This is a genomic window from Gemmiger formicilis, assembly GCF_016901605.1.
In the GTDB taxonomy this organism is placed as follows: Bacteria; Bacillota; Clostridia; order Oscillospirales; family Ruminococcaceae; genus Gemmiger; species Gemmiger formicilis_B.
Genome location: NZ_JACJKP010000651.1, coordinates 1 through 254, shown reverse-complemented (window position 1 = coordinate 254; position 254 = coordinate 1). Strand labels below are relative to the sequence as shown.

Sequence of the window (254 nt, the reverse complement as noted above, 5' to 3'; positions counted from 1 at the left end):
CTGAACCGGGAATTCGTACAACAGGTTTTGCAACAGTCGATCCAATGTTTCTGCGGTCATGGCAACGCAATTGATCGGGAACACTGCGTGATTATAACGATCGGCCATTTGCGCAGCTAACTGCTGGGCAGCGTCCGACTCCGGTTCAGCACAGTTGAGTAAAATAATATAGGGTTTGCCGATCGCGTCCAGTTCCTCCACAATCCGCTGTTCCGCCTCGCAATAGTTTTCTCTGGGAAGATCAGCCACGGAAC

General features: G+C 51.2%; 1 pseudogene. It reads right to left on the bottom strand.

Features of this window, described 5'->3' with window-relative positions:
- Nucleotides 1-249, bottom strand: a pseudogene (locus H6B10_RS16315) (stage IV sporulation protein A); the annotation flags it as partial.
- Nucleotides 250-254: the final 5 nt, after the last annotated feature.